The 20,742-nt window shown below is 47.7% G+C and carries 21 protein-coding genes and 1 other annotated feature; all 21 genes read right to left on the bottom strand.

Going from position 1 to position 20,742, the window contains the following annotated elements; genetic code table 11:
* Nucleotides 1–11 precede the first annotated feature (11 nt).
* Complete coding sequence (rpsS, locus tag AC0YNV_RS37950) at nucleotides 12–293, bottom strand: 30S ribosomal protein S19 (protein WP_189000472.1); 282 nt, start codon at nucleotides 291–293, stop codon at nucleotides 12–14.
* Nucleotides 294–360: 67 nt separating this feature from the next.
* Nucleotides 361–1,191 (bottom strand): 50S ribosomal protein L2, encoded by an 831-nt coding sequence (rplB, locus tag AC0YNV_RS37945; RefSeq protein ID WP_475772680.1) that lies wholly within the window; start codon nucleotides 1,189–1,191, stop codon nucleotides 361–363.
* 72 nt (nucleotides 1,192–1,263) lie between these two features.
* A complete protein-coding gene (gene rplW / locus AC0YNV_RS37940; RefSeq protein WP_210046671.1) occupies nucleotides 1,264–1,554 on the bottom strand; it encodes a 50S ribosomal protein L23 in 291 nt (96 codons plus the stop codon).
* A complete protein-coding gene (rplD, locus tag AC0YNV_RS37935) occupies nucleotides 1,554–2,177 on the bottom strand; it encodes a 50S ribosomal protein L4 (protein ID WP_475772679.1) in 624 nt (207 codons plus the stop codon). The genes rplW and rplD overlap by 1 nt, the downstream gene beginning before the upstream one ends.
* 29 nt (nucleotides 2,178–2,206) lie before the next feature.
* Complete coding sequence (gene rplC / locus AC0YNV_RS37930) at nucleotides 2,207–2,830, bottom strand: 50S ribosomal protein L3 (protein WP_210046673.1); 624 nt, start codon at nucleotides 2,828–2,830, stop codon at nucleotides 2,207–2,209.
* 41 nt (nucleotides 2,831–2,871) lie between these two features.
* A complete protein-coding gene (gene rpsJ, locus AC0YNV_RS37925; protein WP_005544556.1) occupies nucleotides 2,872–3,180 on the bottom strand; it encodes a 30S ribosomal protein S10 in 309 nt (102 codons plus the stop codon).
* Nucleotides 3,181–3,579: 399 nt separating this feature from the next.
* Nucleotides 3,580–4,770 carry an elongation factor Tu gene (gene tuf / locus AC0YNV_RS37920; RefSeq protein WP_210046674.1) on the bottom strand — a complete coding sequence of 397 codons (1,191 nt, stop codon included), beginning with the start codon at nucleotides 4,768–4,770 and terminating at the stop codon, nucleotides 3,580–3,582.
* Nucleotides 4,771–4,896: 126 nt separating this feature from the next.
* The gene (gene fusA / locus AC0YNV_RS37915) at nucleotides 4,897–6,975 is read right to left on the bottom strand and encodes an elongation factor G (RefSeq protein WP_210046675.1); all 2,079 of its coding nucleotides are present in this window, start codon (nucleotides 6,973–6,975) and stop codon (nucleotides 4,897–4,899) included.
* 29 nt (nucleotides 6,976–7,004) lie between these two features.
* The gene (rpsG, locus tag AC0YNV_RS37910; RefSeq protein ID WP_189000494.1) at nucleotides 7,005–7,475 is read right to left on the bottom strand and encodes a 30S ribosomal protein S7; all 471 of its coding nucleotides are present in this window, start codon (nucleotides 7,473–7,475) and stop codon (nucleotides 7,005–7,007) included.
* A gap of 53 nt (nucleotides 7,476–7,528) precedes the next feature.
* Complete coding sequence (rpsL, locus tag AC0YNV_RS37905; protein ID WP_210046676.1) at nucleotides 7,529–7,948, bottom strand: 30S ribosomal protein S12; 420 nt, start codon at nucleotides 7,946–7,948, stop codon at nucleotides 7,529–7,531.
* A gap of 135 nt (nucleotides 7,949–8,083) precedes the next feature.
* On the bottom strand, nucleotides 8,084–8,314 hold the full coding sequence (locus AC0YNV_RS37900; RefSeq protein WP_210046677.1) for a ribosomal L7Ae/L30e/S12e/Gadd45 family protein: 231 nt from the start codon (nucleotides 8,312–8,314) through the stop codon (nucleotides 8,084–8,086).
* A gap of 292 nt (nucleotides 8,315–8,606) precedes the next feature.
* On the bottom strand, nucleotides 8,607–12,233 hold the full coding sequence (rpoC, locus tag AC0YNV_RS37895; RefSeq protein WP_210046678.1) for a DNA-directed RNA polymerase subunit beta': 3,627 nt from the start codon (nucleotides 12,231–12,233) through the stop codon (nucleotides 8,607–8,609).
* 152 nt (nucleotides 12,234–12,385) lie between these two features.
* Nucleotides 12,386–15,949 carry a DNA-directed RNA polymerase subunit beta gene (gene rpoB, locus AC0YNV_RS37890; RefSeq protein ID WP_475772678.1) on the bottom strand — a complete coding sequence of 1,188 codons (3,564 nt, stop codon included), beginning with the start codon at nucleotides 15,947–15,949 and terminating at the stop codon, nucleotides 12,386–12,388.
* 422 nt (nucleotides 15,950–16,371) lie between these two features.
* Nucleotides 16,372–16,974, bottom strand: a complete 603-nt coding sequence (locus tag AC0YNV_RS37885) for a class I SAM-dependent methyltransferase (RefSeq protein WP_475772692.1) — start codon at nucleotides 16,972–16,974, stop codon at nucleotides 16,372–16,374.
* A 101-nt stretch (nucleotides 16,975–17,075) separates the two neighbouring features.
* The gene (gene rplL / locus AC0YNV_RS37880; protein ID WP_210046680.1) at nucleotides 17,076–17,438 is read right to left on the bottom strand and encodes a 50S ribosomal protein L7/L12; all 363 of its coding nucleotides are present in this window, start codon (nucleotides 17,436–17,438) and stop codon (nucleotides 17,076–17,078) included.
* 72 nt (nucleotides 17,439–17,510) lie between these two features.
* Nucleotides 17,511–18,008 (bottom strand): 50S ribosomal protein L10, encoded by a 498-nt coding sequence (rplJ, locus tag AC0YNV_RS37875; RefSeq protein WP_210046681.1) that lies wholly within the window; start codon nucleotides 18,006–18,008, stop codon nucleotides 17,511–17,513.
* Nucleotides 18,009–18,067: 59 nt separating this feature from the next.
* Nucleotides 18,068–18,232 (bottom strand) — a sequence feature (ribosomal protein L10 leader region).
* Nucleotides 18,233–18,246: 14 nt separating this feature from the next.
* Complete coding sequence (gene rplA / locus AC0YNV_RS37870; protein ID WP_210046682.1) at nucleotides 18,247–18,939, bottom strand: 50S ribosomal protein L1; 693 nt, start codon at nucleotides 18,937–18,939, stop codon at nucleotides 18,247–18,249.
* 109 nt (nucleotides 18,940–19,048) lie between these two features.
* Nucleotides 19,049–19,474: a 50S ribosomal protein L11 gene (gene rplK / locus AC0YNV_RS37865; RefSeq protein WP_210046683.1), complete on the bottom strand. Its 426-nt coding sequence runs from the start codon at nucleotides 19,472–19,474 to the stop codon at nucleotides 19,049–19,051.
* Nucleotides 19,475–19,569: 95 nt separating this feature from the next.
* Nucleotides 19,570–20,103, bottom strand: a complete 534-nt coding sequence (gene nusG / locus AC0YNV_RS37860) for a transcription termination/antitermination protein NusG (RefSeq protein WP_210046705.1) — start codon at nucleotides 20,101–20,103, stop codon at nucleotides 19,570–19,572.
* Nucleotides 20,104–20,132: 29 nt separating this feature from the next.
* Entirely contained in the window at nucleotides 20,133–20,342 is a 210-nt protein-coding gene (secE, locus tag AC0YNV_RS37855; protein ID WP_210046684.1) for a preprotein translocase subunit SecE, read from the bottom strand.
* Between the two features lie 20 nt (nucleotides 20,343–20,362).
* Entirely contained in the window at nucleotides 20,363–20,512 is a 150-nt protein-coding gene (rpmG, locus tag AC0YNV_RS37850; RefSeq protein ID WP_183604319.1) for a 50S ribosomal protein L33, read from the bottom strand.
* Between the last annotated feature and the right edge of the window lie 230 nt (nucleotides 20,513–20,742).

Here is a 20,742-nt window from a genome sequence, read left to right as displayed (position 1 = left end):
CTTGTTATTGATTAACGACGGCCTGTCTTCTTGTCGTCGTCACCATGTCCTTTGTATACACGTGTCGGCGCGAACTCACCGAGTTTGTGACCAACCATATCTTCCGTTACATAAACCGGTACATGCTTACGACCGTCATAAACAGCGAATGTATGACCGATGAATTGAGGGAAAATGGTTGAACGGCGAGACCAGGTTTTAACAACCGTCTTCTTGTCCGCCTCATTCAGCACTTCAACTTTTTTCAGCAGGTAGCCGTCGATAAACGGACCCTTTTTCAAACTGCGACCCATAGATGATCCTCCCTTCACGCTGGCTTTGCGTGACGCAGCGCGTCACGCGGCGGCGCTCATGCACCTATTACTTCGTACGACGACGAACAATGTATTGGCTTGATGCTTTTTTCTTCTTACGCGTTTTGTAGCCTAGGGTTGGTTTGCCCCATGGAGACATTGGCGATTTACGTCCGATTGGAGCACGGCCTTCACCACCACCATGCGGGTGATCGTTCGGGTTCATAACAACACCACGAACTTCAGGGCGTTTGCCCAGCCAACGGGAACGGCCGGCTTTACCGATTTTCACGAGTTCGTGATCCTCGTTGCCAACAGATCCGATTGTTGCACGGCAGGTTTTCAGAATACGGCGAACCTCACCAGAGGACAAACGGATAACCGCATAGCTTTCCTCTTTACCAAGAAGTTGAGCTTCTGTTCCAGCAGCACGAACCAGCTGTCCGCCTTTGCCAGGCTTCATCTCGATATTGTGGATAACAGTACCAACCGGAATGTTCTCCAGCGGCAATGCGTTACCGACTTTGATATCTGCATCTGCGCCGGACACGATTTGCGAACCGACTTTCAGACCTTTTGGAGCGATAATGTAGCTTTTTGCACCATCCGCATAGTGGATAAGTGCTATGTTCGAGGTACGGTTTGGATCGTATTCGATCGTCGCAACATTACCTACTACACCATCTTTGCTGCGCTTAAAGTCGATTATCCGGTATTTACGTTTATGGCCGCCACCATGGTGACGAACCGTAATTTTACCTTGATTATTGCGTCCGGCTTTTTTAAAAAGCGGAGCAAGCAACGATTTCTCCGGTGTGCTTGTCGTGATTTCTTCGAACGTCGATACGGACATAGCACGACGAGCTGGAGATGTCGGTTTATACTTCTTAACTGGCACTTCGATTCCCTCCTTAACCGTTATCTTACGGTAGAGCTGTTTGCCCGAGAACTATTATCCTCAGCAATTGGCCTATACCGATTCAAAAAATTCCAGTTCATTGCTTTCCGCGCTCAATTGCACGATTGCTTTTTTCCACTCGGATGTATATCCGCTGTGGCGACCTTGACGTTTCGGTTTACCCGGAACGCGCATAGTGTTAACACTTGTAACTTTAACTTTGAAAATTTGTTGAATGGCATCTTTGATTTCTGTTTTGTTAGCGCGGATATCCACTTCGAAAACATAACGTTTATTTGCCATAAAGTCACTTGTTTGTTCCGTGATAATCGGGCGCTTGATAAGATCGCGAGGATTTTTCATTACGCAAGCACCTCCTGTACTTTCTCAACTGCCTCTTTGGTAATAATCAGTTTGTCATAAGTCATGACATCCAGAACATTAATGCCATCGGCTGCAACGAATTTGATGCCCGGAATGTTACGGGCAGACAATGCAACATTGTCTTCGTAGTTAGCTGTTACAACAAGTGCTTTGCGAGCTACCTTGAGGTTGCCAAGGATCGTTGTGAATTCCTTTGTCTTCGGTTGAGCAAACGCCAATTGATCCAGAATAATGATATCATTGTCGATTACTTTCGAAGATAGAGCCGATTTGATCGCCAGACGACGAACTTTCTTCGGCAGTTTGAAGCTGTAGCTGCGAGGAGTCGGTCCGAAAACCGTTCCGCCGCCTACCCATTGTGGTGAGCGTGTGCTACCTTGACGTGCACGGCCCGTACCTTTTTGTTTCCAAGGCTTACGACCACCGCCACGTACTTCAGAGCGGCCTTTCGTCTTATGCGTGCCTCTGCGAACCGAAGCTTGCTGAAGCAGTACCGCACTATGCAGGACGTGAACGTTTGGCTTGATTCCGAATATCGTTTCGGATAATTCGATATCGCCAACTTGTGAACCGTTCACGCTAAAAATTGCTACTTTCGGCATTTCATGTTCCTCCTTTCTTAAAGGGTTATTTATTTCTTAACCGTGAGTTTTACTTTTACAAAGCTATTTTTAGGGCCCGGAATGGAACCTTTAATGAGCAGTACATTGCGTTCGGCATCAACGCGCACGACTTCAAGATTCTGAATCGTGATCGTTTCATGTCCCATGTGACCTGGAAGGCGTTTGCCCTTTGGTACGCGGTTCGCTTGAATCGAACCCATCGAACCCGGTCCACGATGGTAACGCGATCCGTGAGCCATTGGACCGCGGGTTTGGCCCCAACGTTTGATGTTACCTTGGAATCCTTTACCCTTGGAAATACCTGTTACGTCAACAAATTCGCCCTCAGCGAACAAGTCAGCTTTCAACTGTTGGCCAACTTCATATTCGCCAATGGTAATGCCGCGAATTTCACGAACGTAGCGCTTAGGAGCCGAATCGGCTTTTTTAGCGTGGCCGATTTCCGGCTTAGTCGCTCTTTTTTCTTTCTTGTCTGAGAAACCAAGTTGTACCGCTTCGTAGCCGTCATTTTCTTGGTCTTTCTTCTGTAGAACAACACAAGGTCCTGCTTCGATAACCGTAACCGCGATTACGTTACCTTCAGGAGTAAACACTTGCGTCATACCAAGTTTTTTACCTAAGATACCTTTCATGTTGACACCTCATTTCCTCTCTTGTTTCCGTTATGCAAAAATTACAGTTTAATTTCAATATCGACACCGGATGGCAGATCTAAGCGCATCAATGCATCGACCGTTTGCGGCGTTGGGTTAACAATATCGATCAAACGCTTGTGAGTGCGCATTTCGAATTGCTCCCTTGAATCCTTGTACTTGTGTACCGCACGCAGAATGGTGATGATTTGCTTCTCTGTCGGAAGCGGAATCGGCCCAGATACACCTGCCCCGGAACGTTTCGCAGTTTCTACGATTTTCTCCGCAGACTGGTCAAGAATCCTGTGATCGTACGCTTTCAAGCGTATACGAATCTTTTGCTTTGCCATATAAGTCCCTCCTTCTATCGCCCAATTTAGTATCGGACATACTCCACGAGAAAAACCCGGCACGCCCCTCATGGCAAAGGAGCCGTGTGTGTCGGCAACCTCTCGCATCATCGCAACGTCGCAGACCAACGTTCACTATTATATCTGAATCGTTAGGCGAATGCAACATTATTTTTAGTAAATTGCAGACATATTTCAATCAGTTGGGTTTCTTCTATAATATACATCTTAATTGGAGGAATTTAAGATTCAATCTCCTATTTTCAAGCTAACACAATCATCATTGCCTACTTGATACTCTATAGTTCATTAATTGCTCACCTGTGGATGATTGATATAAAAAAAGCCCCCACCGAAGTGAGGGCTTGATCCAAGACTTGCGGCTAATGCCGCATCGTCTTATTTTTGGATGCTTGCTACTGCGCCGGCGCCTACAGTACGGCCACCTTCACGGATCGAGAAACGAGTTCCATCTTCCAGAGCGATTGGAGCAATCAGCTCAACCGTTACGGTGATGTTGTCGCCAGGCATAACCATTTCAGTTCCTTCTGGCAGGTTGATGATGCCAGTTACGTCCGTTGTACGGAAGTAGAACTGTGGACGGTAACCAGTGAAGAAAGGTTTGTGACGGCCACCCTCTTCTTTAGTAAGAACGTAGATTTGAGCAGTGAAGTTTGTGTGTGGCTTAACCGAACCCGGTTTAGCCAGTACTTGTCCGCGCTCGATATCTTTACGCTCAACACCACGAAGCAATGCGCCGATGTTGTCACCAGCTTGAGCAGAGTCAAGCAGTTTACGGAACATTTCTACGCCCGTAACAACACATTTGCGGCTTTCTTCAGCAAGTCCGATGATTTCAACCTCATCAGATACTTTAACAACGCCACGCTCTACACGGCCAGTTGCAACTGTACCACGGCCTGTGATTGTGAATACATCCTCAACCGGCATAAGGAACGGTTTGGATACGTCACGCTCAGGAGTCGGGATGTACGTGTCAACTTGCTCGAACAGTTCGATGATTTTGTCAGCCCAAGGACCTTCTGGGTTTTGCAGAGCTTCACGAGCAGCGCCGCGGATAATCGGCGTGTCGTCGCCTGGGAACTCATATTCATTGAGCAGGTCGCGAACTTCCATCTCAACAAGCTCCAGCAGCTCTTCGTCTTCAACCATATCGCATTTGTTCAGGAAAACAACGATGTAAGGAACGCCTACTTGGCGGGAGAGCAGAATGTGCTCGCGCGTTTGCGGCATTGGACCGTCAGATGCGGATACAACGAGGATCGCTCCGTCCATTTGTGCAGCACCTGTGATCATGTTCTTAACATAGTCGGCATGTCCAGGACAGTCAACGTGAGCATAGTGACGAGCTGGCGTTTCATACTCAACGTGAGCTGTGGAGATTGTGATACCGCGCTCGCGCTCTTCCGGTGCTTTGTCGATTTGGTCAAATGCAATTGCTGCACCACCATATTTTTTGGAAAGAACGGTCGTGATGGCTGCTGTCAGCGTTGTTTTACCATGGTCAACGTGACCGATTGTACCGATATTAACGTGCGGTTTATTACGTTCAAATTTTGCCTTAGCCATTGAACTAATTCCTCCTTAATATGAAAAGATTGTATATGTGATCGGCCATAATGAGCGAGCCTATTGGGCAGGTCATCATTTGGCCAAAGTAAAACTTGTAAGACTTAAGTTGTAAAAGCGATCCTACTAGGAAGCGCCTTTGGATTTGGAGATGATCTCTTCCGAAATCGATCTTGGGACTTCTTCATAGTGCGAAAGCTCCATGGAGAAAACACCACGGCCTTGTGTACCTGAACGCAATGTTGTGGAATATCCAAACATTTCGGATAGAGGCACCTTGGCACGGATGATGAGCGCGCCGTGACGGGCGTCCGATCCTTCGATTCGGCCGCGACGGGAGCTAAGCATACCCATAACATCGCCCATGTATTCTTCAGGAACGGTTACTTCAACCTTCATGATTGGCTCAAGCAGAACAGGACTACATTTATCCTTGGCTGCTTTAAGTGCCATCGATCCGGCAATTTTGAACGCCATCTCCGAGGAGTCAACGTCATGGTAAGAACCGTCGACGACAACTGCTTTGATGTCAACAAGCGGGAAGCCTGCAAGAACACCGCTCTTCATTGTTTCTTCGATACCGGCTTGAACAGGGCCAATATATTCCCGCGGAATGGAACCACCGACGGTTTTGTTTTCAAAGATAAAGCCTGTTCCTGGCTCAAGCGGCGAGAATTCAACCCAGCAATGTCCGTATTGACCGCGGCCACCGGATTGACGAACGAATTTACCTTCTACCCTTGCAGGCGTTTTGAAGGTTTCACGGTAAGCAACTTGCGGTTTACCGACATTCGTTTCGACTTTGAATTCACGAAGCATACGGTCTACAAGAATTTCAAGGTGAAGCTCACCCATACCAGCGATAATCGTTTGGCCGGTCTCTTCGTCCGTATGTGCACGGAACGTAGGATCTTCCTCGGACAGCTTCTGAAGAGCGATACCCATTTTATCTTGGTCAGCCTTTGTCTTTGGTTCAACCGCAAGCTGGATAACCGGCTCAGGGAAGTTCATCGACTCCAGAATAACAGGGTTTTTCTCATCACAAAGCGTATCGCCGGTTGTTGTATCTTTCAGACCTACTGCAGCCGCAATGTCACCGGAGTAAACTTCGCTGATCTCTTGACGGGCATTAGCATGCATCTGAAGAATACGGCCGATCCGTTCGCGTTTGCCTTTCGTTGCATTCACAACATACGATCCGGAATTAAGAACGCCGGAATATACGCGGAAGAACGTCAGTTTACCTACGAATGGATCAGTCATGATTTTGAACGCCAATGCTGCAAAAGGCTCATCATCTGCAGACCTGCGAACTGTCTCCGTTCCATCTTCAAGGTGACCCTTGATATCAGGTACATCGATAGGAGCTGGCAGATAGTCGACAACGGCATCAAGCATTAATTGAACGCCTTTGTTACGGTAAGAGGAACCGCAGATTACCGGGAAAATCTTCACTTCGCAAACACCTTTGCGCAATGTCGCTTTCAACTCGGCAACGCTGATTTCTTCGCCCTCGAGGTATTTCATCGTGAGCTCTTCATCAAGCTCGGCGATTTTCTCAACGAGTTCCAGACGAAGTTCTTCAACTTGATCCTTGTATGCTGCCGGGATTTCAACTTGCTCCGGATCTTTACCGAGATCGTCTTTATATGTGTAAGCGACACGTTCAATCAAGTCGATTACGCCGATAAAGTCATTCTCCGCACCGATTGGCAGTTGAATAGCGACGGCATTTGCGTTGAGACGAAGACGCATATCTCTGATAACATTCAAAAAGTCTGCGCCGATAATATCCATTTTGTTGACATATGCAATCCGCGGTACATTGTAGCGGTCAGCTTGACGCCATACCGTTTCGGACTGCGGCTCAACGCCTTCTTTCGCACTGAAAACCCCTACGGCCCCGTCCAATACACGAAGGGAACGTTCAACCTCAACTGTGAAGTCAACGTGTCCCGGGGTGTCGATAATATTGATGCGGTGACCATGCCATTGTGCAGTTGTAGCAGCGGAAGTAATCGTAATTCCGCGCTCCTGTTCCTGCTCCATCCAGTCCATCGTTGCTGCACCTTCGTGCACTTCACCGATTTTGTGGGTACGGCCTGTGTAGAACAGGATCCGCTCTGTCGTGGTTGTTTTACCGGCATCAATATGCGCCATGATCCCAATATTACGCGTATTTTTCAAGGAGAACTCTCTTGCCATGATTTCGTCTCCTTCCGATTATGCGAATCCTACCAACGGTAGTGGGCGAATGCTTTATTCGCTTCAGCCATTTTGTGTGTATCTTCGCGCTTCTTCACGGACGCACCTGTATTGTTCGATGCATCGATGATTTCAGCAGCCAGACGTTCTTCCATCGTTTTCTCGCCGCGGTTGCGTGAGTAGTTCACGAGCCAACGGAGACCAAGCGCTGTACGACGCTCTGGTTTAACCTCAATCGGTACTTGATAGTTAGAACCACCAACACGGCGGGCTTTAACTTCAAGAACAGGCATGATATTTTTGATGGCCGCTTCGAAAACTTCCATCGGTTCCGAACCTGTGCGTTCGTTGATAAGCTTGAATGCATCATACAGAATGGTTGCGGCAACTCCACGTTTACCATCAAGCATAATACGGTTAATTAAACGAGTTACCAGCTTGCTGTTATATAGCGGATCCGGTAAAACGTCACGTTTTGTAACTGGACCTTTGCGTGGCATATGCAGATCCCCCTTTCTTCAAGTATTCATGAAATAACATTCATAAATCAATCTTATTTTTTTACTTTCGCGCGCTTCGTGCCATATTTGGAACGAGCTTGCTTCCGGTTGTTAACCCCTGCAGTATCGAGCGCTCCGCGAACGATATGATAACGTACCCCCGGTAGATCTTTAACCCGGCCGCCACGAACCAATACGACGCTATGCTCCTGCAAGTTGTGACCGATACCACCGATGTAAGCCGTGATCTCTACGCGGTTCGTCAAACGCACACGTGCATATTTACGAAGTGCAGAGTTCGGTTTTTTTGGTGTCATTGTACCGACACGTGTACATACACCACGTTTTTGAGGCGCGCTTATGTTTGTTTCTTCACGTTTCAGTGCATTGAATCCTCTTTGAAGTGCCGGCGATTTCGATTTAACGACCTTCGCTTCGCGGCCCTTGCGGACTAGTTGATTAATTGTTGGCATGCTGCCACCTCCTTCCCAAAATAATAAAACAGATTAGAATATTTCGGCTTATTCTAAGCCCACAGATCCAGGCGGTTCATAAAGAAACAAATGAAAGTTCTTGCCGCACAGCTTTCGGGCAAAAACGTTATTTCCTTATTCAATTTCTGGTACTACTGCCGCCATTGCAGCGCCGACTTCAATGCCGCAGGTTTCCCCGAGACCCTTCATCGTGTCCACCCATGAGATAGGCACGCCTGCCGTCGTACAAAGCCGTACAATATCATCCTTCATTCGTGGATCTGTATCTTGCGCAACATAGACAAGAACGGCTTTGCCTTGCTCCACCATCTTAGTCGTCTGTTTACTGCCGATTATAAATTGCATCTGATCCCGACCTTCCAAGCCAAACCAAATTGCGATACTCATTTAAGAGATAACACAAAATCGGGATGGTTCAAATACAGGGGTTATGCAAGTAGGCACACTACGACATATTAGCACTTCAAGCTGCTCTATGTCAAGCAACTAGCAGCATATTTCGCAGAACGCTTCGGACAACGATCCTTTGGAATAAAATAGGGCAAAAAGCGACGGTGGCACCGTCCAATCGGCGATGCCACCGTCAGCCCTACATCAAACATATTTTGTGTAGTTTGTATCCCGAAGCGGTTGAATATTACGACTCAACCGGTACGATCTCATCTTCGGTTTTTTCTACCGTAGTTTCGATATCATCATCATAACCCTTTAGACGAATGCCCCGATAACGCTGCATTCCAGTACCTGCCGGAATCAGCTTACCGATAATAACATTCTCTTTCAGGCCAAGCAACTGATCCACTTTTCCCTTTATCGCGGCATCTGTCAGGACACGAGTGGTTTCCTGGAAGGAAGCGGCGGACAAGAAGGAATCTGTCTCAAGTGATGCTTTGGTAATACCGAGTAGAACTGGCTTTGCAACAGCAGGCTCGCGGCCAGAAAGCAAGGCATCACGGTTAGCTGCTTCGTATTCGTGAATATCGACGAATGCACCAGGGAGCAAAGTAGTCTCACCTGCATCGACAATACGAATTTTACGCAGCATCTGCTTAATCATAACTTCAATATGTTTATCGTTGATCTCAACACCCTGGTTCCGATAAACACGTTGAACCTCTTGCAGAATGTAGTTCTGCACGCCACGGATACCTTTGATGCGAAGCATATCTTTAGGATCGATCGAACCATCTGTCAGCTCGTCTCCAGCTTCAATATGCTTGCCTTTGGCAACGCGGATACGGGAACCATACGTGACTGCATAGACTTTGGATTCCGCTTCACCCTGCACTTCAATCTCACGACGATCTTTTGTCTCGCGGATGTCTTTGATAACACCGTCGAGCTCAGAAATAATCGCTTGACCTTTAGGGTTACGAGCCTCAAACAACTCCTGGATACGCGGCAAACCTTGTGTAATATCATCACCGGCAACACCACCGGTATGGAAGGTACGCATCGTCAGCTGCGTTCCTGGCTCACCGATAGATTGAGCTGCGATGATTCCTACAGCTTCCCCGATCTCAACAAACTTACCTGTTGCCAGGTTGCGTCCGTAACAAATTTTGCATACACCGTGACGGGCACGGCAGCTTAGAACTGAACGGATTTGCAGTTTTTCAACTCCAGCGGCAATAATTTCTTCCGCTTTGTTGGAATCAATCAATTCGTTGCGATTCAGGATAACTTCGCCTGTAGATGGATTGCGGACAGTTTCGAAGGAGTAACGTCCTTCAATACGGTCGTACAGATCCTCGATAACCTCTTTACCGTCTTGAATTTTGCTGACGGTAAATCCTTTATCCGTCCCACAGTCATCCTCACGAACGATAACATCCTGTGCGACGTCAACCAAACGACGGGTCAAGTAACCCGAGTCAGCCGTACGAAGTGCTGTATCAGCAAGACCTTTACGCGCTCCGTGAGTCGAGATAAAGTACTCGAGAACAGTAAGTCCTTCACGGAAATTCGATTTGATTGGAAGCTCAATGATACGTCCTGATGGATTTGCCATCAGTCCCCGCATCCCGCCCAATTGGGTGATTTGCGATTTATTACCCCGAGCCTTGGAGTCCACCATGAGCATAATGGAATTGTATCGGTCCATTGATTTCATGAGAACATCCGTGATGGTATCCTTTGTTTTGCTCCAAATTTCAATAACTCTGTCATACCGCTCTTCGTTCGTAATCAAACCACGGCGATACTGATTCGATACAACCTTGACTTTCTCTTCCGAATCGGCGAGGATCGCTTTCTTCTCTTCAGGAACGATAACATCAGATACCGCAACCGTAATCCCTGCACGAGTTGAATACGTAAATCCGAGTTCTTTGATCCGGTCAAGCGTTACCGATGTTTTGGTGGTGTGATACTGTCTGAAGCATTCAGCAATAATCAAACCAAGATACTCTTTACCGACTGCGCCCATCTGTGGAACTTCTTCCATGAATTTGTGCAGATCGGTACCTTTTTCATAAACAAAGTATCGATCAGGCGTTCCCTGCAGCAGGTTGACTTTCGTCGGCTCATTGATATACGGGAACGTGTCCGGGAATATTTCATTAAAGATAATCTTACCAACCGTAGTGGAAATTAGTGATTTCTGCTGCGCTTCGGTGAAGATCGTCTTGTTCAGCACTTTAACGGGTATAAAAATCCGCGCATGAAGGGAAACAATTCCCCGTTGATAAGAGGAGATCGCTTCGTTCACAGAAGCGAAAACCGAACCGCTTCCTTTGGCTTCTTTATTATCCATGGTCAAATAGTAGCTACCAAGAACCATATCCTGTGAAGGTGTTACAACCGGCTTTCCGTCTTTCGGATTCAAAATGTTACCCGATGCCAGCATAAGCAGCCGTGCTTCAGCTTGCGCTTCAGCAGAGAGCGGAACGTGAACAGCCATTTGGTCACCATCGAAATCCGCATTGTACGCGGTACATACGAGTGGATGAAGCTTGATGGCGCGGCCTTCAACGAGAATCGGTTCAAACGCTTGGATACCCAAACGGTGAAGCGTAGGGGCACGGTTCAAGAGAACCGGATGCTCCTTAATGACTTCTTCAAGAACATCCCATACCTCAGGGCTGACACGCTCAACTTTGCGTTTGGCACTTTTGATATTATGAGCCAGGCCTTTATTGACCAGTTCTTTCATAACAAACGGCTTAAACAGCTCAAGCGCCATTTCCTTGGGAAGTCCGCATTGGAACATTTTCAGGCTTGGTCCGACAACGATAACCGAACGGCCGGAGTAATCGACACGTTTACCGAGCAAGTTCTGACGGAAACGGCCTTGTTTACCTTTGAGCATATGGCTGAGCGATTTCAAAGGACGGTTACCGGGACCGGTTACCGGACGGCCGCGACGGCCATTATCAATCAGCGCATCAACCGCTTCTTGAAGCATTCTCTTCTCATTTTGCACGATAATATCAGGCGCGCCCAAATCAAGGAGACGTTTCAGACGGTTGTTGCGATTAATAACGCGACGGTACAGATCATTTAGGTCAGAGGTGGCAAAACGTCCGCCATCCAACTGGACCATCGGGCGAAGCTCAGGAGGAATAACCGGAAGAACATCAAGAATCATCCATTCCGGCATATTGCCGGAGTTGCGGAAGGCTTCAATGACTTCGAGACGTTTAATGGCCCGGTTACGACGCTGACCTTGTGCTGAACGAAGATCTTCCTTCAGCGTTTCAAGCTCGCGTTCGACATCGATATCCTGAAGCAGCTTTTTGACAGCTTCCGCACCCATCCCAGCGTGGAATCCATAGCCATACTTCTCACGGTAGCTGCGGTATTCTTTCTCGGAAAGAAGCTGCTTTTTCTCAAGCGGCGTATCCCCTGGATCCGTTACAACATAAGATGCGAAATAGATAATTTCCTCGAGTGAACGAGGAGACATATCCAAGGCAAGCCCCATGCGGCTTGGAATTCCTTTGAAATACCAGATATGCGATACAGGTGCTGCAAGCTCGATATGCCCCATACGCTCGCGACGAACCTTCGCACGGGTTACTTCAACGCCGCAGCGATCGCAAACGACGCCTTTATAACGAACCCGTTTGTATTTGCCGCAATGACATTCCCAGTCCTTGGTTGGCCCGAAAATTTTCTCGCAGAACAACCCTTCTTTCTCAGGCTTCAATGTTCTGTAGTTGATTGTTTCCGGTTTTTTAACTTCTCCGCGGGACCAAGAGCGGATTTTATCCGGTGATGCCAAACCAATTTTCATATACTCGAAGTTGTTCACGTCCAACAAGGAGCAACCCTCCTTCGTCATGATTCACTTGTGTGTTACGCAATCAATTTGCCCGTTCAAGCCGGACTTACGCATTGATCGCGCAGTCCGGCTCTGCAACGCCGTGAGGACGCTAATGGCCTGTTATCTTATCCGATCGTACCGATCAACGGTTACTCCACGCCAACTTCCGTACCCTCGAGGTTGAGATTCAGCTTGTCGCTTTGTCCGTCATCCTCGTCGTCCATTTCTTTCATTTCAATCTCTTCCTCGTTCTCGCTGAGGATCTTAACGTCCATCCCGAGACTTTGCAGTTCTTTGATCAGAACCTTGAACGATTCCGGAACACCCGGCTCCGGTACATTCTCACCCTTGACAATCGACTCGTAAGTCTTAACACGGCCGACGACATCATCGGATTTGACGGTCAAGATCTCTTGAAGCGTATAGGCTGCTCCGTAAGCCTCAAGCGCCCATACCTCCATCTCCCCGAAACGCTGTCCGCCGAATTGAGCTTTACCACCCAGCGGCTGCTGTGTAACCAGCGAGTATGGACCTGTTGAACGGGCATGGATTTTATCGTCAACCATGTGAGCCAGCTTGATCATGTACATGACGCCAACTGTGACCTCACGCTCAAACTCCTCACCGGTGCGTCCATCATAAAGCACGGTTTTACCATTCCGCTGCATGCCGGCTTCTTCCATGGCGTTAAATACATCATCCTCACGCGCTCCATCAAATACCGGAGTGGCCGCGTGCATACCGAGAATTTTACAAGCCATGCCAAGATGAACCTCAAGAACTTGACCGATGTTCATCCGCGAAGGTACACCAAGCGGGTTAAGAACAACCTCTACCGGTGTTCCGTCCGGCAGGAACGGCATATCCTCTTCAGGGAGAATACGTGCGATTACCCCTTTGTTACCATGGCGTCCGGCCATTTTATCGCCTTCGGAAATTTTCCGTTTCTGGGCAATGTAAGCACGAACGAGCTGGTTAACGCCAGGCGGCAGTTCGTCGCCATTTTCACGGGTAAACACTTTTACATCGACAACGATACCATCCGTACCATGCGGCACCCGAAGGCTGGTATCCCGAACTTCACGGGCTTTTTCACCGAAAATCGCGTGCAGCAATCTTTCTTCAGCCGTAAGCTCCGTTACGCCTTTGGGGGTAACTTTGCCTACCAGAATGTCTCCTGCACTGATCTCGGCACCAACCCGGATGATTCCACGCTCGTCAAGGTTGCGGAGCGCTTCTTCCCCTACGTTTGGAATATCGCGGGTGATTTCTTCCGGTCCAAGCTTGGTGTCGCGGGCTTCCGATTCATATTCTTCAATGTGGATCGAAGTATACACATCTTCTTTAACCAGCTTCTCGCTGAGCAGGATGGCATCCTCATAGTTGTAGCCTTCCCACGTCATGAACGCGACGACCACGTTGCGTCCAAGCGCAAGTTCACCCATTTCCGTAGAAGGTCCATCTGCAAGAATATCGCCTTTTTTCACAATATCGCCTTTGCGGCAAAGCGGTCTCTGGTTGATGCAGGTACCTTGGTTGGAACGCATAAATTTATGCAGCTTTTGCTTGATCAGATCGCCTGTAACCGGCTTGCCGTCAATCAATTCGACGCGGCGCAGCCAGATTTCGTTAGCGGACACGCGCTCAATAACGCCGTCATACTTAGCGACAATACAAACGCCTGAATCCTTGGCGGATTTGTGCTCCATTCCTGTTCCGACAAGCGGTGACTTCGGAATAAGAAGCGGAACGGCTTGCCTCTGCATGTTGGATCCCATAAGCGCACGGTTGGAGTCATCGTTCTCAAGGAACGGAATCAAAGCCGTTGCAACGGAAACAACCTGCTTCGGCGAAACATCCATATAGTCAACTCGATCGGTTGGCATGGTCAGGATGTTGTCAGCCTGTTTGTTGTAGCGCACAATAACGGAGTCCTCGGCGAATTTACCGCCTTCGGTCAACTGTGCATTCGCCTGAGCGATAACATAGTTGTCTTCCTCATCGGCCGTCAGATACGCAATCTGCTCGGTGACAATAGCCGTCTTCGCATCAACCCAACGGTATGGAGCTTCAATAAACCCATATTCGTTGATTCTGGCAAAGCTCGACAAGGAGTTAATCAACCCGATATTCGGTCCCTCCGGCGTCTCGATCGGACACATACGGCCATAGTGAGAGTTATGAACGTCACGGACCTCAAAGCCAGCGCGTTCCCTTGTCAAACCGCCGGGTCCCAAAGCAGACAAACGGCGTTTGTGCGTAAGCTCAGCAAGCGGGTTCGTCTGATCCATAAATTGCGACAGTTGGGAAGACCCAAAGAACTCTTTAATGGACGCGATGACAGGACGTATATTGATGAGCGCCTGCGGTGTAATGGCATTGGCATCCTGGATGGACATCCGCTCGCGAACCACACGTTCCATACGGGACAATCCGATGCGGAACTGATTCTGCAGCAATTCCCCAACCGAACGCAAACGCCGGTTACCCAGATGGTCAATATCATCCGTGCTGCCAACTCCGTGAAGCAAATCAATAAAGTAGTTAATCGACGAAATGATGTCGGCCGGCGTAATATGCTTGACGGCTTTGTCAATCAAGCCGTTGGCAATTACTTTAAGAACTTTTCCGTCATCATTAGGCGAGAATACACTTATAGTTTGTAGAGGAATACTATCTGCATCAAGCACACCATTAGCGACATGGTAAGTCTTGAAGCCAACATTCTTCTCTAAATGAGGAATCAATTCGTCAAGCAAACGCCGGTCAATCATTTGTCCGGTTTCTGCGAGAATCTCTCCCGTTGTTGGATCTACAAGCGTTTCAGCCAAACGTTGATTAAACAAACGGTTTTTGATATGAAGCTTTTTGTTGATTTTGTAGCGTCCGACATTTGCCAAATCATAACGTTTCGGGTCAAAGAAACGAGCTACCAGCAAACTCTTGGCATTATCGAGTGTCGGCGGCTCACCTGGACGAAGACGCTCGTAAATTTCGATAAGCGCCTTCTCGGTTGAGTCGGTGTTGTCTTTATCAAGCGTGTTGCGAATATATTCGTCATGCCCAAGCAAATCCAGGATTTCCGCGTCTGTTCCAAAGCCCAGCGAGCGAAGAAGAACCGTAACCGGTATCTTCCGGGTCCGATCGATACGGACATAAACGATGTCCTTCGCGTCGGTTTCAAGCTCCAGCCATGCTCCGCGGTTCGGGATCACCGTAGCCGTGTAGTTTTTCTTACCGTTTTTGTCCACCTTCGTGCTGAAGTAGACGCTAGGTGAGCGAACCAATTGACTGACGATGACACGTTCCGCGCCATTGATTATGAACGTTCCTGTCTCGGTCATCAGCGGAAAATCGCCCATGAACACTTCTTGCTCTTTCACTTCGCCGGTTTCCTTGTTGATAAGCCGGACCTTAACCCGCAGCGGAGCCGCATAGGTTACGTCGCGCTCTTTCGATTCATCGACCGAATATTTCGGCTCGCCCAGCGAGTAATCGATGAATTCAAGCATCAAATTACCTGTAAAATCCTGAATCGGCGAGATATCCTGGAAAAGCTCAAGAAGATCTTTCTCCAAAAATTTCTCGTACGATTTTTGTTGGATTTCAATCAGGTTCGGAACTTCAAGCACCTCGCGAATACGAGCATAGCTTCTGCGCGTGCGTCGACCATACTGAACAAGTTGTCCTGCCAACTTAACCTCACCCCTCATGTCTGCTTCACAGAAAGTGAACGTACACCCTTCAATAAATCACTGTGCTCAGCAGGCAAATTCTGTTGGAAACCAGCAAAAACCGACCGTTCGTCTTGTTTGAGACGCCGATCTTGTGATACTTTCTTTCAAGAAAGAAGGAATTCCCCAAACTTTCTCGAATGAATAAAGAAAAGCCCTTATCGAAAGTTCGAAAAAAGAGCATGTTTCCGTCAGGCGCTTTCCGGGTATAAAAACGGAAAGTCTCATATCAAGTAATTTTGCCCAAAATGTGAACAATTTATGTCAAAACCGCTCTTTTACTCTCATAAAATAGCGCTTGACATTTTAGTTAACTAAAGAGAAAGAGCCCATTTTAATACTGACATTTTATAATGATATCACATCAAGCAAATGAAGTCAACAAATTCTTCCTTGCCTGGTTATGTTTTTTTGACTGCCCGAAATACCCGATAGCCCTTGTCTTTCGTCACCTCTTCAACATTGCCGAAAATGGATTCCATCTTCAATTCAGCCGAAGGTGCTCCTTGCTTTTTTTGAATAACCACCCACAACGCCCCCCCGGGCTCAAGCAGCTGTGCGCCTTCCTCAAATATCCGGTGAACTACCGTTTTGCCGGCTCTGATTGGCGGATTGGTGATGATGGTATCGAAGATTTGCCCTGAGACCGCCCCGAACAGATCACTCTGCAGAACGGTCACATTGGTCAGAGCGTTAAGCTTTGCATTCTCTGCTGCCAATTGTACAGCCCGTTCATTCACATCAATCATTGTTACATGTCCCTGATCCGCGAGTCTGGCTGCCGACAATCCAATCGGTCCATAACCGCAGCCCACATCCAGCACCCTCGCATTTCTTGCCAGTTCAAGCGCCTCAATGAGTACGCGGCTCCCATAATCGACAGCGCCTTTTGAAAATACGCCAGCATCTGTCACAAATTTCAGTTTTTGTCCACGCAGCACGGTTTCATGGAACTGCCGATCATGTTTGACATCGGGGGTTTGTGTGAAGTAGTGATCCGACATCATATCCCTCCACTCTAAAGCTTGTATGTACTGCTAATCAATAAAACGAACCCCTTGAAGCCAAAGCCTCAAGGGGTTCGCCGCTATAAACAAGCTTGCTACTACTTCACTTCTACGGAAGCGCCTGCTTCTTCAAGCTTCGCTTTAACCGCTTCGGCTTCTTCTTTTGCTACTTTTTCTTTAACTGCTTTAGGTGCATTATCAACAAGATCTTTTGCTTCTTTCAGGCCAAGACCTGTAATTTCGCGAACGACTTTGATAACGTTGATTTTGGATGCGCCAGGACCGTTAAGAATAACGTCGAATTCTGTTTGTTCTGCAACTTCTGCAACCGCAGCTCCGCCGCCCATTGCTACTGGTGCAGCAGCAGTTACGCCGAATTCTTCTTCAATTGCTTTAACGAGATCGTTCAATTCAAGAACGTTCATGCCTTTAATGGCTTCCAGGATTTGCTCTTTACTCATGGTTGAACCTCCAAATGTTTTTTGTTTTTTGTAAATACCTATAACTGTGCCCGGCTGAGCCAGACCCTTTTTTTACGCTTCTTGCTTCTCTGCCACTGCTTTAACCGCAAGGGCGAAGTTCCGCATAGGAGCCTGCAGGACGCTGAGGAGCATGGAGAGCAAACCTTCGCGTGATGGAAGATCCGCCAGCGCTTTGATTTGATCAGCATTCATGACTTGGCCTTCAACAACGCCGCCTTTTAGTTTCAAAGCGTCATTCTTTTTAGCGAAATCATTCAACAGCTTAGCAGGAGCAACTGCATCGTCTTTGCTGAATGCAACAGCGGTTGGGCCTGTAAGAACTGCATCCAGTTCAGACAATTCCGCACCGGCGGTAGCACGACGCACAAGTGAATTTTTCAGCACTTGAAACTCGATGTTCGCTTCGCGAAGCTGTTTGCGGAGCTCGGTAATTTGCTTCACGTTCAATCCACGGTAATCTGCAACTACTGTGCAGGAAGACTCGCGGAGTTTCGACGAGATTTCGTTAACCGATTGTTGTTTTCTTTCGATAGTTTTAACGTTTGCCATTTTCGTACACCTCCCGTTATGTTCTCGGGCATCCCGCTTTCAACGAAGGATTTCTTCCTCGATGCATGAGAAAAGCCCCCGCAGCTATAGCGAAGGCCATGATGGTCCGTCAACATTTCATCCAAAAAAAAGATCGAAATGAACAAACACTTTTATCATAACACCTCGGTAGGAAATTAAGCTTCAGCAGCACCTACTGTCTACGGTATGCGTATGCGATTGTTAAATGTTGCTCCTCTTAGCGGTATACGGACGCATTAACGCGTGCGCCAGGACCCATTGTCGAGGAAACAGCAATATTTTTCAGGTAAATACCTTTTGCAGCTGCCGGTTTTGCACGGTTCAGCGCGTCGATAAGCGCACGAAAGTTCTCGTTCAGCTTCTCTGCGTCGAATGATACTTTACCAATCGGAGCATGGATTTGACCTGCTTTATCAAGACGATACTCGATTTTACCGGCTTTGATCTCTTGAACAGCCTTCGTTACGTCAAACGTTACGGTACCCGCTTTCGGGTTAGGCATTAGACCTTTACCACCGAGAATACGACCCAGTTTACCAACCTCAGCCATCATGTCCGGAGTAGCGACGCAAACGTCGAATTCGAACCAGCCTTGTTGGATTTTGGTGATCATGTCAGCATCGCCAACAAAATCCGCGCCTGCCGCTTCCGCTTCTTTGGCTTTATCGCCTTTTGCGAAAACAAGCACACGTTTGGTTTTACCAGTACCATGGGGAAGTACAACTACGCCACGAACCGCTTGGTCCTGCTTTCTTGGGTCTACACCCAAACGAACAGCAACTTCAACAGACTCATCAAATTTGGCTGTCGCCGCCTTTTTAACGAGATCAATCGCCTCTGAGGCTTCGTAGGTTGCTTCGCTGTCAATCAGCTTGGCAGCTTCTTGGTATTTCTTACCGTGCTTAGCCATTGAAAATTTCCTCCTCGTGTGGTTATAACGGAAAATCCTCCCTGTTGGAGATCCTCCCACTTACAACAAAAGAATATCTTTTGCTGTGCCTTAAGCATCGCAGGCTCTATTAGTCTTCGATGACAACGCCCATACTGCGCGCCGTACCTTCAACCATGAGCATTGCCGCTTCAACTGAAGCCGCGTTAAGGTCAGGCATTTTTTGCTCCGCAATTTCACGAACTTTCGAACGTTTAACGGTAGCTACTTTCTTCTTGTTCGGTTCACCTGAACCTTTTTCGATTCCTGCTGCAACGCGCAATAAAACGGCTGCCGGTGGAGTCTTGGTGATAAAAGTGAATGAACGATCTTCAAATACGGAGATTTCAACCGGAATAATCAAACCGGCTTGGTCAGCTGTGCGGGCGTTGAATTCTTTACAGAACGCCATGATGTTAACGCCTGCTTGACCGAGTGCAGGACCGATCGGCGGAGCCGGGTTCGCTTTACCTGCTGGGACTTGCAATTTCACCATCTTGATGACCTTTTTTGCCATGATGCACACCTCCTTGCTCAAATAATCCCTTTGGCCGCGGTGATGGAATCATCACGCAACCCGTATTGCCCGAAGACAACGCAGGAAAACGAAGATCAGATCTTCTCCACCTGAGTATAGTCCAGCTCAAGCGGGGTTTCCCGTCCAAACATGTTGACGTGCACCTTGAGTTTGCTTTTGTCCAGCAGAATTTCTTCCACCGTACCGACAAAATCGGCAAAAGGTCCAACCTTCACCCGAACCGTTTCCTTCAAATCGAATTCGATTTTCGGTTTAGGCTCATCAATACCCATGTGGCGCAAGATTTGCTCCACCTCATCAGGCAGAAGCGCAGTCGGCTTTGAGCCGGAACCAGTGGATCCGACGAACCCGGTCACGCCAGGGGTATTACGAACCACATACCAGGAGTCATCGGTTTGAACCATTTCCACAAGAACGTAGCCGGGGTAAACTTTACGCATGACGATCTTTTGCTTACCGTCTTTGTTTACCACTTCTTCTTCCATAGGAACAAGAACGCGGAAGATTTTATCTTCCATGCCCATAGATTCAACACGCTTCTCCAAGTTCGCTTTTACCTTGTTTTCGTACCCTGAGTAGGTATGCACAACATACCATCTTTTTTCCATTTCCATAACTAGCCACCCTTGGCCCCTTCTTAAACGATCAGTTCGACCAATGCGGAAATGCCGATGTCAAGAACCCAGAAGTAAATGGTAACCACTATAATCGTTATTACTACAACGAGAGTATAGCTTGTCAACTCTTTACGGCTTGGCCAACGAACCTTCTTCAGTTCCGCGACGCTGTCAGAAAAAAAGGAAAAAGTCGACCCGAAACTTTGCCTCATCTTAGCAAAAAATGTCACTTCCACACCTCCCAATTGACCTATCTTGTCTCGCGATGAGGAGTATGTTCGTTACAGAACTTACAAAACTTCTTCATCTCGATGCGGTCGGGGTGATTCCGTTTGTTCTTGCTGGAAGCGTAGTTTCTTTGTTTGCAGTTTGTGCAAGCCAACGTAATAATTACCCGCATTGCTGTACACCTCCCGAATTACCATAAATAAAAAAAGTTCGAATCCATTAAATCCTGATTGTATGTGGAACAAGCAAGATTCAAGATTCAAAGCCCATCAAAAAAAAGACCTATTTCAGGGCTACCTGAAATACTTTATCATATGCAATATGCCGTGTCAAGAAAAACGCATCTCTAGACCGGGAGTAAACCTTGAATCACCGTACAATGCCCCATCGTCCGCAGCTAAA

This window comes from Paenibacillus sp. JT31N11, assembly GCF_056269285.1.
The sequence above is the reverse complement of the archived record's forward strand: the minus strand, read 5'-3'. Positions and strand labels throughout refer to the sequence as shown.